At 43.3% G+C, this 12,594-nt stretch carries 10 protein-coding genes; 6 read left to right on the forward strand and 4 right to left on the reverse strand.

The genetic code is table 11. The annotated features are described in order from the left end of the window. The first annotated feature begins 127 nt into the window (after positions 1 to 127). Positions 128 to 1,510 (forward strand): hypothetical protein, encoded by a 1,383-nt coding sequence (locus KDM92_RS11655; protein WP_212684598.1) that lies wholly within the window; start codon positions 128 to 130, stop codon positions 1,508 to 1,510. Positions 1,511 to 1,700: 190 nt separating this feature from the next. Here KDM92_RS11655 and KDM92_RS11660 read toward each other — a convergent pair whose 3' ends face one another. Both KDM92_RS11660 and KDM92_RS11665 read right to left on the reverse strand, forming a co-directional pair. Beyond that, positions 1,701 to 4,073 (reverse strand): M1 family metallopeptidase, encoded by a 2,373-nt coding sequence (locus KDM92_RS11660; protein WP_212684600.1) that lies wholly within the window; start codon positions 4,071 to 4,073, stop codon positions 1,701 to 1,703. A 240-nt stretch (positions 4,074 to 4,313) separates the two neighbouring features. Next, entirely contained in the window at positions 4,314 to 4,838 is a 525-nt protein-coding gene (locus tag KDM92_RS11665; protein ID WP_212684602.1) for a DNA-deoxyinosine glycosylase, read from the reverse strand. Positions 4,839 to 5,546: 708 nt separating this feature from the next. Between KDM92_RS11665 and KDM92_RS11670 the strand changes: the two genes are divergently transcribed. Further along, complete coding sequence (locus KDM92_RS11670; RefSeq protein ID WP_212684604.1) at positions 5,547 to 5,933, forward strand: hypothetical protein; 387 nt, start codon at positions 5,547 to 5,549, stop codon at positions 5,931 to 5,933. Between the two features lie 108 nt (positions 5,934 to 6,041). Beyond that, positions 6,042 to 6,389: a hypothetical protein gene (locus tag KDM92_RS11675; RefSeq protein ID WP_212684606.1), complete on the forward strand. Its 348-nt coding sequence runs from the start codon at positions 6,042 to 6,044 to the stop codon at positions 6,387 to 6,389. Between the two features lie 105 nt (positions 6,390 to 6,494). Here KDM92_RS11675 and KDM92_RS11680 read toward each other — a convergent pair whose 3' ends face one another. Further along, entirely contained in the window at positions 6,495 to 7,931 is a 1,437-nt protein-coding gene (locus KDM92_RS11680; protein ID WP_212684607.1) for an MFS transporter, read from the reverse strand. 714 nt (positions 7,932 to 8,645) lie between these two features. Between KDM92_RS11680 and KDM92_RS11685 the strand changes: the two genes are divergently transcribed. Together KDM92_RS11685 and KDM92_RS11690 are read left to right on the forward strand one after the other, a co-directional pair. Continuing rightward, positions 8,646 to 9,917 (forward strand): porin, encoded by a 1,272-nt coding sequence (locus tag KDM92_RS11685; RefSeq protein WP_212684608.1) that lies wholly within the window; start codon positions 8,646 to 8,648, stop codon positions 9,915 to 9,917. A gap of 12 nt (positions 9,918 to 9,929) precedes the next feature. After that, entirely contained in the window at positions 9,930 to 10,352 is a 423-nt protein-coding gene (locus tag KDM92_RS11690; RefSeq protein WP_189346096.1) for a type 2 periplasmic-binding domain-containing protein, read from the forward strand. A 146-nt stretch (positions 10,353 to 10,498) separates the two neighbouring features. Here KDM92_RS11690 and KDM92_RS11695 read toward each other — a convergent pair whose 3' ends face one another. Continuing rightward, entirely contained in the window at positions 10,499 to 11,530 is a 1,032-nt protein-coding gene (locus KDM92_RS11695) for a Leu/Phe/Val dehydrogenase (protein ID WP_212684610.1), read from the reverse strand. Between the two features lie 558 nt (positions 11,531 to 12,088). On the opposite strand from KDM92_RS11695, the gene KDM92_RS11700 reads away from it, so the two are divergent. Further along, positions 12,089 to 12,544: a fasciclin domain-containing protein gene (locus KDM92_RS11700; RefSeq protein ID WP_212684612.1), complete on the forward strand. Its 456-nt coding sequence runs from the start codon at positions 12,089 to 12,091 to the stop codon at positions 12,542 to 12,544. The last annotated feature ends 50 nt before the right edge of the window (positions 12,545 to 12,594 follow it).

Consider the following 12,594-nt stretch of genomic DNA (forward strand, 5'->3'; position numbering starts at 1 on the left):
GAATAATTTGGTGTGTTTGTAAATGTAGAAATTGTATCGATCTAGGTTGTGTAATACGAGTACTTAAGATATTGTCTTGCAACATAGATTAATTTACATTTTTTATCGGTGCGAATTTGGGGTAGCTATGCTTAAAAGAATTATTTTACGGAGTTTGTTAGGAATCATCTTCGTCGTAACCAGTATCGTTCTGATATTTGTTGTCGCCAACTGGCAAGATCAAGCTTTGCGACCAGAAGTGCAGGCAAGCTTAGATTGGAAAGCACCTCAACATATCGAAGATGATAATGGCTATTTGATTTTACTTGGGATCAATGCGAAGAATGGGTTTGATCCTTTGTCGGTAGGCAAGCGTAAATTAGAGTTGGATTTAATTCGATATGAGCGTGAGCCTAATTCAAGCGAATATGAATCAGAAGAAGAATCGTTTAAGAAGTCGGACGACGAAGTTTGTGAATATGCAAAGACGGTGAATTGTGTCGACTTTTATATTTCGCGTTCGCTTGGGCGAGAGCAGGAAATCATTGAATCTCGCCGTGTGTTGAGTGAACACCTGAACTTGATTTTAACAAGTAAAGACTTTACGGAAATTGCCCCCCCGTTTATTGCAGCAAGTATTCCGCCATACTCGACAATGGTTCATGCTATGGAAATTGAACGTATGCGCGCAATTCGTTTAATTGCAAACGGGCAGAGCGAGCAAGGGATGGCTGCATTGATGAAAATTGCCACGTTCTCCCAGCGTTGGTTAGAGAATTCCACTTTCTTGATTTCACACATGATTGCGTTGTCAGCGGTGCAGCGCGATATTCGAATTGTCGATGAATTGTTACAACGGTTTCCAAACTTAAATAATCAATACGCTGCAATCAAAACTTGGCTAGAAGGTTTCTCTGAAAAGAAAATGAGCATTAGTCGAGCCCTCAATTTTGAATCAAGAATCAGCCTGCGAATAATGCATGACTTACGCCTAGAATCAGGTGATCCGCAAAATTCTTGGTGGCAAGGCTTTATGTTTAATTTGTTGAATAGACCGAATGCAAGCTTAAATTTAGCTTATGACTGGCAGCAAGTTTGGCCTACTTTGGCAGATCAATCTGGTCGAGATTACCTTGTGAAAAAGAACGAAGTTAAAGCTAAGCAAGATGCATTGCTTGGTTTCGGCTTCTCTAAAATTTACTTACGTGACCCTATCACCAAAGTGTTGTTAGATGTTAGTACCCCTGGATACGAGGCTTATATAGAGAAGCACATTGATACTTTTGCCCAGATCCATCTGTTCGCAACGAAGATGGAATTATTAGTGGGCAAAGTGCCATTATCTGCGATCCCACAAGCTGTGCAAGATCTCGCCAAACGGTATCCGAATCCTTATGACGGTAAGCCAGTTGGATGGGATGTGAAAAAGAATCAGTTGTTCATCCAACTACTCCAAGAATCAAATCAGCGATATCAAAAATCGAAAGATTTGCGGCTTGATGTATTGAGTGGTGCGGCTGTTGAAACATAACATTGCTCCTTCATGCTGTTTTTTTACGATTGATTGATCACTTGATTGATCAATTGATTGATAGATAAATTGATTGAGGTTCACAGCATAAATAGTTGAATAAAAGAAGCGAGATAAGATTGAATCCTTATCTCGCTTTTTATTTTTTACTTTCTATTCTTCTTTTGTAGAGTCTTATTTATTTACATCTTTATTTCTCTACAGGCTTCTCTTTCTTTTCATCCTTTTCATCTTTTTTCAGCGGCGTATTGAAATCAATCATCATATTGCCCGTGGGTTGATTCATCTTGAATAATTCCAAACGAGATTTGGTGATCTTGCGTGGCCAAGAATTATTGTTGAGATCGATATCTGCTGTTTCCAAGTAAGGATCTTGCGTTAGACTGACCATTGGTTCATCTGTGACAACCAGCTTAGTAAGCTTCTTGGAGTTGTAACGCCATACTTCGGCAGGAATGCGTTCAATGACTTTTTTACCGCTCTTGAGTTCGATTTCTAAAATCAAAGGCATCACCAAACCGCCAACGTTGGAGAAGTCCACCAGATAGTAATACTTGCCCGATTTAAGCATGGCTTTCTCTTCATCATCGAGACTCTTCATCAAATCATTGTAGTTATTGCGATCTTTATTCGTGACAGTGAAATCATCATGTTCGTTATAAAAATCTTTTAAGCCTGGTTGCGTATCGATGCGACGTGCTGGCAACGATTTATTTCTTTGCGCAGCTAAAGAAACTGGTTCTTCATTTTTTCGTGCGCGTTGCCAAGCTTTTTCGATTTCAGGATCTTTGCTAGAAACTTGATATTGCACGATACCATCGACGCTGATATCAACTGGATCAGTGGTGTAGAACCAACCACGCCAGAACCAATCCAAGTCGGTACCCGAAGCGTCTTCCATAGTGCGGAAAAAATCGGCTGGCGTTGGGCGTTTAAACTTCCAGCGACGCGCATATTCTTTAAAGGCAAAGTCAAATAATTCGCGGCCTAAAATCGTTTCGCGCAAGATGTGTAAGCCAGCCGTTGGTTTGGCGTAAGCATTATTGCCAAATTGCAGAACCGATTCCGAATTGGTCATGATCGGCGTTTGATTTTTACTGCGCATATAGTCGACGATGCCGCGTGGTTCGCTAGGGAATAGATCTTGATAATTTTCTTCCCAAGCCCGTTCTGCCAAGGTCTGTAAGAAAGAATTTAAACCTTCATCCATCCAAGTCCATTGACGCTCATCCGAGTTCACAATCATCGGGAAGTAATTGTGACCAACTTCGTGAATGATCACACTGATCATCGAATATTTTGTTTGCTTGGAATAGGTCAATTCACCAGTCTTTTTATCTTTGGTTGGTCGACCGCCATTAAATGCGATCATCGGATATTCCATCCCGCCTTGTGGGCCATTGACCGATTGCGCAACTGGGTAAGGATATTCAAGACTGTATTTATTGTATTGCTCTATCGTGTGAATCACTGCTTGCGTGGAATACTGACCCCATAAAGGATTTGCTTCTTTCGGGTAGAAAGACATGGCTAAACCATTGCTGTTTCCAGTTTTATAGCCTTGTGCATCCCAGATAAATTTACGCGAAGATGCCCAAGCAAAGTCACGCACATTTTTCGCTTTGAAATGCCAAGTCTTTTGAGTAGTTGCGCGTGACTTCTCGGCTTTTTCTGCTTCTGCTTGCGTCACGATCAAAACTGGTTTTGACGCATTGCGTGCTTGCGCTAAACGCTCACGTTGAATCGCGCTGAGTACAGCATCTGGATTGCTTAATTCACCCGTAGCCGACACCACATGGTCACCCGGCAAGGTGATTTGCACATCAAAGTCGCCAAACTCTAAGGTGAATTCACCTGAGCCCAAAAATTGTTTGTGCTGCCAGGCATACACATCGTAATAAGCGGCCATGCGCGGATACCAGTGAGCAATTTCAAAGATATCGTTTTTATCTTCTTTGAAGTGTTCATAGCCAGTGCGCGCCCACAACACCATGCCATCGTTGATGTTGTGTTTCCAGTCCAAACTAAAGGTAAATTTTTCACCCGGTTTTAAGCTTTGCGGCAAGTCGATACGCATCATGGTGCGATTGATAACGTATTTCAAAGCCTGGCCATTTGCTGCTTTAACCGTGCCAATCTTAAAACCACCATCGAACTTTTCTTTTTCGTTCAATGTGTGCATGGCAGTAAAACTCATCGCGTTCGGATTTTTCCATGCATCGCGTGAAGGGTAGGTCGCTGTCGTGTTGGCGTCAGAATCAGGCTTGAAAATATTTTGGTCGAGTTGCAACCACAAATAATTCAACGTATCTGGCGAGTTATTGTGATAGGTGATGGTTTCAGAGCCAGTAATACTACGCTTGTCTTCATCCAAGCTAGCGCGAATTACGTAATCAGCCCGTTGCTGCCAATACGCATGCCCAGGAGCGCCAGAAGCAGCACGGATGGAGGTCGGGGTGGGTAATAGATCTTCCAGTTGTCTAAATTTGTCTTCAGACTGCTGGGCAGAAGCCATCACCGGAACGCTCATGCAAAGCAGCATAAGCCAGGAGGAAATACGCATGATAGAAACTCCAGAAAACGATTGATGTAGTGGTTTGGTCGTGATTCTCGCGAAAACCTACTGGCTTCCTTATCAAAAAATCAGATCAGGGCTTGCAGAAACTTGGACGCAATTTGCGCGTTTAAGTTCTGGCGCAGACTGAAGAATCGTCCAGATGGTGCTGGATTGTCAATTATTGTGGTCGCGATTGTTGTTTGTGGCTGAAGTGTATTGCCGAGTTAGCTACCCACTTGGTCGTTCTTAAGCATTCCTGAGTGTACTTAATTGCTGCCAAGCGGCCAATTTCAAGGCATAAGACATAGTGTGGGCTGGGCTACTAGAAGGTAAGCTGAGTAGTCGATATGATGCACCGTGTTCTTGCAAAATCTTGCTACCCAATTTATAAGCAGTTGCCCCATTAAACGCAATCGTGTGTAAATTCGGTAATGTGTTCACTAGGCTGATTAGATCGTTATCGCTGTGATTGCGGATTTGGCTATCCAAACTCCCGCGTCGATGGGCATGCGCAATCACATCCCATAAACCAATTTGATGCATTAACAAAGTTTGCAAGCGTGTTGGGTAATCGAGATTGACCAAATCGGTTTGTACAACATCAGATAGCAAATGCCAAAATCGATTTTGTGGATGTGCATAGTATTGTTGTTGCGCGAGCGATGCATCTCCGGGCAAGCTACCTAAAATCAAAATCCTTGTATGCAGATCGACGACGGGCGCAAAGCTACGTTTCGCAAGGCCTGGCTGTGGTTCTGATTGTGATAGCATCGTTGTTAGTGAAAGCAGGTGTGAGGAGAGTTGATCTCTATAATCTTCACACGTATTTTAACTGGCTTCGAGCTCTTGTCGGTTTTGTAGTTGTCGAACATAGTGCGTAATTCGGGGAATATAGGTCTTTGAGGCGATCCTCTAGCTTGGTAGAATGCAGTTCTATTTGAATGACGTTTCCCATAGAAATTTTAATACTGATCAAATACGCAGTACATCTCTGGAAAGCTAATATGCGAAAGACTTTGGAGAGTTTCTATGAAAAGTATTATGCGACAAGTCGCTTTTTCACCAGTCATTTCACCTTCTATATTTAGTAATGCACGACATGAATGAACGGCAACGATACGTTTTTGGGCTTTGTGAATCGTCCATTGCAGCTTTGAAAAATTCAAACAATCAGACATTCTCAGATGCAATGACGACCCAGCTTTTAAATGAAATTCACCAAATGTCGAAGTCGCTTGATCCCAATCTTTTTTCGCCAACCTTTGCCCGCATATTAACGGATTCGTATGACGGGGATCTAACAGATCAATTACTATTATTGAACTATGAATATTCTCGAATTCGAAGAAATGAGTAGCTACGTTAGGGAAGTCCTTGTGCATAACGGGATGGTCGATCCGGCTGACAGTGATGTGGCTCAGTGTTTTATAAATTTGTGGGCCGCCTTCCGCTTACCGTTGCTTTAGGCATCTACAATATATGAACGCATTGGAATTATTGAAAACAGAACTTTGTGAAGCGGAGAATATTCTAAGCACCGAGTTTTCATTTGAAATGGCTGAGCCGTCGTATCAAAGATTTTTAGCTCTAGTAAATGTAGGCGAAGTTAGTCGAGAAGAAGTGTCGACGCTGATTACCTCAATGTTTAAAAATGGTGAAATATCTGAGGAACCTGTCGCATATTTAATGCATGTTTTGCGCTGGGGTGAGGTAAAAGAATGGGTAGAGAGAAGTTTGGCGGGTATGGCTAATCCAATGCTGCATGGTCGTCAGTTGGAAAAAATACTAGAAGCCTACAGCGACTCTTGGGAGAACCGAGAGTTTTATTCATGTCTGAAAATAAATGGTGAGGCGTTTAATGTTTAACAAATCGATCATAGTTGTTCATATTTGTTCGCTGGATAGCTTCAGTCTGTGCATGCATCGCATTTTATGCACACTTACTCTGCCTCCAAGTTCAGCGTTATGATAAAAATGACGATTGATGAGACCGCATCCGCGATTAGTCGTACATCACCGGATGTTATTGTTCAAGGCTTGTCTAGACTGTTGGTCGAATGGAAGCTCAGTGCTGCCAATGTGAATGAGCTTCAAATTCAAGTCGAGCGTTACATTGGCAATAGTTGGATTTCTGACGATTCGACACATGCTGCCGTTGATGCCCTTTGGTCGGCATTCTGTAAGACTGCGATTGGTTGTATCGGCGGCATGAGTATCAATGAGCGCCTTTATCACTTTGGACTTTTAGAGATGTTTGATAATGCCAGTTCGTCGCACGCAAGGGAGGTAATTTATGCAAAGCTCCTCGCGGTTCAGATGTAGCGTTGATGCTGTATTCTGAATCCCTTACTAGCAAATTCCCAAACAATGTAACCGCACTTTATGAAGCTGCACGTCAATTATTCAACCAGAAAAATCAAACCAAGCTCAATGCCCCGCAGCAGCTTTTTTATCTAAATGAATTCCCTGCTTAGCCAAAATGCCTGGCACCAACAAAGCATAGAGGGCTAAGTAAGCGAAGCAAGCAACACCCACTACATAACTCATTTGTATACCAATTTTCTCGGACACCATGCCTTGTATCCAACTCACTATGCCGCCGCCCATAATCATCATGATTAGGTAGTTGCTGCCTTGGCCTGTATGTTTGCCCAAGCCGCTGATCGCCAAGGTAAAAATGCAGGGCCATAAGGTGCTGCAAAACAATCCTATGCTGGTGAAGGCATAAACACTTAGCATGCCGCTGGTGCTCATTCCCAACACTAAGCCTGAGATGCCGAGCAATGAAAAAATCAGTAGCATTTTGGCGGGATTGCCTTGGCTGGCGATATCGGCGGCAATTAAAACTAGCACGACAGCACCGTACACATAGAAGTGGCTTAAATCGTGTTGTGCGATGGCATTGACTAGCAAAAATACGCTGAAGGCAGCATACGGCACTAGGAACTTGGCGATCTTGGCAGCACCTGCCTGCAAATTAAATGCTTCAACGCCGCCAGTCCAACGTCCTATCATCAAGCTTGCCCAGTACAAAGAGATAAACGGCGCGATGTCTTTGGTTTGATAGCCCAGCGTGGTTTCCATATAGCCGGGTAGATTACTGGCAGTGGAGACTTCAACGCCCACATAAACAAAGATGGCAGCCATGCCCATCAATAGCTGCGGGAACTGCAATGCAGAAGTTTGCGTGCTCTCTTGTTCGAGATTGATGACTGTTGGATTTGGGTGATTGGGTATCGATGAAAATTTGAGAAAGATGGCGACCAGCACAAACGCAGCGCCTAGCACCAGATAAGGGATTTTGACACTTTCGATGCTCATTTCGTTGTTACCAGAAGGTGCGCCAAAAATCGCAAACGCGATAATCAAAGGCCCTATCGTTGTACCAAAATTATTGACACCACCCGCCAGCGTTAAACGTTGTGAAGCAGTGTTGGCCGTGCCCAGTGAAATAGCTAAAGGATTGGCGGTGGTTTGTAGTAGCGAGAAGCCCAGACCAACGATAAATAATCCCGACAGCATTAAATCAAAAGACGCCAAATTGGCAGCGGGGTAAAACAATAAAGTGCCAAACGCAGAAATGCACAAACCAATCACCAAACTATTCTTGTAACCGATGCGTTTTGTCACATCTTCTTTGATGAGTTTTGAGACCAATAAATACAGTACTGATCCAACTGTGTATGCCACATAAAACGACAAAGAGACAAATTGACTTTGGGTTTGCGTCAATTGAAAAGCGTGTTTAAAAACTGGAATCAGAATGTCATTACCCGCTGCAACAAAGCCCCAAAAAAAGAACACCGATACCAAAGGAATAAATTGTCCCCAATGTGTTTGCGACTGCGCTGGTTCTTGTTTCATTTGTCTCATTCTGATGTAGGTAGGTTGCTATCTGATATGCAAATTTGCTTTGCTGCTGCCACGGTAGTCGTCGCTTTCGCAATCGATTGCATCGCTTGAATTTAAGCCTAGATGGTATACCGTCAGTTCGACAAATGCATGTCTAATAGATTGATTTTTATGGGAATTATTGTTTGTTATTGCGGTTTTTGTCGAATGATTAGTCATTTTGCTCGTCAGTTCTGGTAGCGAAATTGACAGAGTTTTGTTGGTGTTTTGGTGTGCAGAATTTGTAAAACTTCGTTAAACCAGAAAAGATGATGCACGGCAACATTTTTTCCCTGTTAGCATGTCGACTAATCTCAATGATTAATGATTTTAATAGCCTAAGAGCGAGTTACGGATACTGGTTTCAACACCAAGAAAACGTAATTAAGTTAGTGGCTAGATGGATAGTTATTCGACACTTATGGGATTAGCTAGTCCTAAATTTAAGGAAACGTTGTAAAAAATTGCCAAAATAGTTTTTGTCTGGAAATAACTTTGACGAATTTCTGAATGTTGCTAGTATGAATTCAACACCGTTGTAAAAATGGGATTCTGGTGTGTGAATCTGCTGATGCATCTGAGTTTGAAGATTTTTTGCTGTTTATTTCTATGCTGTTTTTGTCTCTGTCCCAACGAAGTTCGATCCAAGACTTACTCCATTTAGTTACAAAAATAAAGGAAAGCAATATGAAATCGCAATACATTTATCCTCTAGTTTTAGCAAGCATCGCCAGTTTTACTGCTGTGCCAGTGGCGCAGGCTGATGAGTTCAGCGATTGGTTGAAAATTGATGGTTTCGGCACGATAGGTACTTACAAAGGTAGTAGTGATGTTGCAGGTGTTCGCACTGATCAGCGTCAACGTGTCGTTTCATTCAAAGATTGGCGTTTTGATGGTGATAGTCAAGCTTCGATTCAAGCAACTTTGAATCCGCAAGGTAAGCTGAAAGCCGTTGTGCAATTGATCTCCAAAAAGGACATCAATAACAGTAATAAGCCGACGGTTGAATGGGCTTATGTGTCTTATCCGATTACTTCAGAGATCGACGTTAAACTTGGCCGCACGGTCGCGCCAATTTTTATTATGTCGGATTATCGTAATTTGAATTACGCGCAAACCATGGCGCGTCCACAATCCGAGATTTACCAAGTTAATCCAATTACTTATCAAGATGGCGCAACTGCCCGCTGGGATAAAAAAGTTGGCGATGGTATGTTGCAAGCAGAGGGTTTCTTCGGTAAGACCAATGTCAGTGTTGCGGGTGGCGACGTAGATTTGAGTCGTGTTAAAGGCGTTTCTTTGAAGTGGGCACAAGACTCTTGGAGCGTGCGCGCAGGTTACTCTTGGTATGACGCTTCGGTCAATGCACCAGGAGTGGAAGTGAATATTAAAGCACTGGTTTCTCTACCAGCAGTAGTGTGTACCAACTGTGCTTCTGTGATTGCATCGCAAGCGAGTCGTTCTAACATTGAAGCAAAAATTGCGACAGTGGGAGCAACATTTGACAATGGTGAATGGATAGGTCAAGCCGAGTGGTCTAAACGAGATACCAATAGTGTGGTAATTGGCTCAGTATCTGGTTGGAATGTGATGGCGGGATATCGTTATGGTGACTTCACTCCGTATGCGGGCTTAAGCAACTTTAAAGTTGATGCAACTAAAACTGCTTTGGCACCGGGTGTCGCTGCTCCAGCTGCATTAAGAGCACAGCTCAATTACCTCAATCAATCTTACATGGGTACTGGTGATCCTTCACGTGATGCAGTAACACTTGGCGTACGCTGGGATTTTGCTAAAAACCTCGCATTAAAAGCGCAATATGAACGCATGAAAATGAAGAACCCTGCAGTCGGTGCGTCATCTGGCTTCCAAAGTTATGAGACTTCATTGTTAGGCAAACCAAATGGTTTCGATGGCAAGGTGTCGATGTTTACCGTTAATCTTGATTTCGTATTTTAAGCGAGGCCCAACATGAAATTATTCTCTAAGACATTAGTTGGTCTGGCAATTTTCGCTGGTACGCAGCTCGCCTATGCTGAACACGTGATCGTGGTTTCTGCAAAGAGTGCGGTCGCTACTTTAAGCAAAGATCAGATCGCCGATATTTATTTAGGCAATAGCAAAGAGTTCCCAGGTGGCGGGCAGGCATTGCCTTTGTTGATTTCTTCAGGTGCTGTGCGTACCGAATTCTTTGAAAAAGTATTGGGTAAAAATGAAGCACAAGCCAAAGCAATTTGGTCGCGTTTGGTTTTTAGTGGCAAGGGGAGTGCACCGCGAGAAGTTGGTGATTCAGCTGAGATACTTAAACTAATCGCTGCAAATCCAAACTGTATCGGCATTATGGAAAAGAGTGCGGTGAATGCGAGTGTGAAAGTGGTTTATACAGCGCATTAATTTGCAAGCTAGTTTCACGCAGCTAGATACAACTTTAGGTGAAAAAAATCCCGCAATTAATATTGCGGGATTTTTTTTGTTCGCTTGGAATTCGCTTTTCGTGCAGCGATGCATCTAATTCCAAGCAAGGCTTTCAGCGCAGCGAATTACTTCTTAAAACGCTCTTCAGCCAAGCGATCTGCAATCACACTAGTTGGTACGCCTTCAGCGTCTGCACGTGCAAATACTTCCGCTAAAGTATCACCGATACGACGTACGTGGGCGTCCATACCATCTTCTGGTGTGTTCATGTATTCATAGCAAACCTTGATGATGCCACCCGCATTGATGACAAAATCTGGTGCGTACAAGATACCTTTTTGACGACAAGCTTCACCGATTTCTGGTGTCGCTAATTGGTTGTTTGCACCGCCTGCAACGATTTTTACTTTCAGGCGATTCATCGTGTCTGGGTTCAAAGTTGCACCCAATGCGCATGGCGCATAAATGTCTGCTTCTACGTCATAAATCGCGTTGACATCAACTACTGTCGCGCCAAATTCTTCTTGCGCGCGCTTCAATGAATTTTGATCGATATCAGCCACTACCAATTTCGCGCCTGCTTCGTGCAAGCGACGTGCGTAGTCGTAGCCAACGTGACCCAAGCCTTGTAATGCGACAGTTAAGCCGTCGAAACTATCGCGTTTGAAATGATGTTTAACCGCAGCCTGCGCGCCAACGAAGCAACCCAATGCAGTGAATGGAGATGGATCACCACGATCGCCTAAACCAGCGACGTATTTCGTTTTGCTTGCCACGTTTGCCATATCTGCTGGGCTAGTGCCGACGTCTTCTGCCGTAATGTAGCGACCACCGAGACGTTCTAAAGCTTCACCGAGTGCTTCGAACAAAGCCGGTGTTTTGTCTGTTTTTGGATTGCCGATGATGACGCTTTTGCCGCCGCCAATAGGCAAGCCAGCAACTGCGTTTTTGTAGGTCATGCCGCGTGAGAGGCGCAATACGTCGCGTACTGCTTCTGCTTCGCTAGCGTAATTCCACATACGGCAACCACCCATTGCTGGACCGAGGTTGGTGTTGTGGACGGCGATGATGGCTTTTAAGCCGGATTTGGCTTCTGATGCGAAAACGACTTGTTCGTGATTGTCAAAATTGACTTCGTTGAAAACAAAGGCGGTCATGCTTATGGCTCCGCGCGGATGTGGTGCAGTCTGGCAGATGCGCCAGCTTGATCCAGTGCCGCAAAAAAAATAGGTGGATGAAAAAGGACTATGAGTTGATAAATCGGGTTTTTACCAAGCGGGTAGCAGGTAAAAAATCGGTGATTGTGTCACGCGCGCAGAAGTATACGGCTAAGCCCCTATAAACTCAAGTTGGATCAGGCGCACGGTGCGGCTTATCGCAGGATTTAGCTTGATCTGGAATAAGTGTCGAATAAGTTCTAAATAAGTTTGGAATCAATTTAACTGATTTTTTTACCTGATTTATGAAGTGGAAAATACGATGATGGGAGCGGGTCAAAACGTCACGATACTAATCAGTATTTAATGTTACTAATCAGTAGACATTAAAACCGATTGGTATAAAATGCGCTGGCGTCGTTAATCAATTAGCGCACAAAGCATTGAAGTAGAACAGAAATACAAGTAGTCCACAGATTGTTATCTGATGAATGTTGTAGCTTTGAGTTGTAAATAGATTTTTATTTATCTTCGTTTTTATCTACTAAGGAGTATTCCATGAAACGTATTATTCTTGCTTCAGTATTAAGTATCGCAGCTTCTTTTTCTGTCCATGCAAAAGACATCGTTGATACCGCCGTTGGTGCTGGTAACTTCACAACTTTAGCAACTGCTTTGAAAGCGGCTGGCTTGGTCGATACCTTGAAGGGCAAAGGTCCATTCACGGTATTTGCGCCAACCGATGCTGCATTTGCCAAAATTCCAAAAGCAGATCTGGAAGCTTTGTTAAAAGACAAAGCCAAATTGACGGCTGTATTAACCTACCACGTAGTACCAGGCAAAGTAATGGCAGCTGATGTCAAAGCAGGCAAGGTTAAGACTGTACAAGGTGCTTCATTAACAGTTAGCACAACTGGCGGTGTGAAAGTAGACAATGCTAGTGTGACAGCTACCGATATCGTGGCAGATAATGGTGTGATTCACGTTATTGATACGGTAGTGATTCCAAAATAATCAGTAAAAATCGCCAATGATTGTTAGCTTTGAACACAACCTCATGCTAA

The sequence above is a fragment of the Affinundibacterium baiyunense genome (assembly GCF_018139645.1).
In the GTDB taxonomy this organism is placed as follows: domain Bacteria; phylum Pseudomonadota; class Gammaproteobacteria; order Burkholderiales; family Burkholderiaceae_D; genus Undibacterium; species Undibacterium baiyunense.